This window comes from Acinetobacter sp. 1125_18A (genome assembly GCF_052824985.1).
On the sequence record NZ_VTDG01000043.1, the window covers coordinates 1 to 1,224 of the forward strand.

The window sequence follows — 1,224 nt, forward strand, 5'->3', positions numbered from 1 at the left end:
ATTGTAAGTGGTTGATATGCTATTGGCGGTTACAGTGGCTTTAGCCTTAGCAATATCCAAAGAGCCATCAATAAGCGTTAGATCATAGTTCTTGTCTACACCTGTTACTGTGTTGTTGTATTTGCCTGCATCTTTAGCAGTAACTGTTGCAGTTACGTCTGATAGTACTGATTCAGTTTCACCATTAACTAAGCCTGTTGCAGTAAAACCAGCAGCAGTTTGATCCTTACCGTTATAGGTGGTTGATACGCTATTGGCAGTTACAGTGGCTTTAGCTTTGGTGATATCTAATGAACCATCCACAAAGCTTAGCTCGTAATTCTTGTCTAGACCCGTTGCGGTATTGGTGTATTGACCAGCATCTTTAGCGGTAACTGTTGCTGAAACGCCAGATAGTACAGATTCAGTTTCACCATTGACCAAACCTGTTGCAGTAAAGCCAGCAGCAGTTTGATCTTTACCATTATAAATAGTTGATACGCTATTGGCAGTTACGGTGGCTTTAGCTTTGGCGATATCTAAAGCCCCATCAACAAAGCTTAAATCATAATTCTTATCTAGACCTGTTGCGGTATTGGTGTATTGACCTGCATCTTTAGCAGTAACTGTAGCATTTACACCTGAGAGTACGGATTCAGTTTCACCATTGACCAAACCTGTCGCAGTAAAGCCAGCAGCTGTTTGATCTTTACCGTTATAGGTGGTTGATACGCTATTGGCTGTAACAGTGGCTTTCGCTTTGGCAATATCTAACGAGCCATCAACAAAACTTAACTCGTAGTTTTTATCTAGACCTGTTGCGGTATTGGTGTATTGGCCTGCATCTTTAGCGGTAACTGTTGCCGAAACACCTGACAATACACTTGTAGTTTCGCCATTGACCAAACCTGTCGCACTAAAACCAGCAGCCGTTTGGTCTTTACCGTTATAGGTAGTTGATACACTATTGGCAGTTACTGTCGCTTTAGCTTTAGCAATATCTAATGAGCCATCAATAAGCGTCAGATCATAGTTCTTGTCTACACCTGTTACTGTGTTGTTGTATTTGCCTGCATCTTTAGCAGTCACCGATGCGCTTACACCAGAGAGTACCGATGTATCTTCACCATTCACCAAACCTGTTGCACTAAAGCCAGCAGCTGTTTGATCTTTACCATTATAGGTGGTTGATACGCTATTGGCGGTTACGGTGGCTTTAGCTTTGGCGATATCCAAAGAGCCATT

The 1,224-nt window shown here is 42.2% G+C and carries 1 protein-coding gene; it reads right to left on the reverse strand.

Annotated elements, in window-relative coordinates:
* Positions 1-1,224: MBG domain-containing protein (locus FY049_RS22155; protein WP_446084424.1), on the reverse strand; the 1,224-nt coding region annotated here is incomplete at both ends.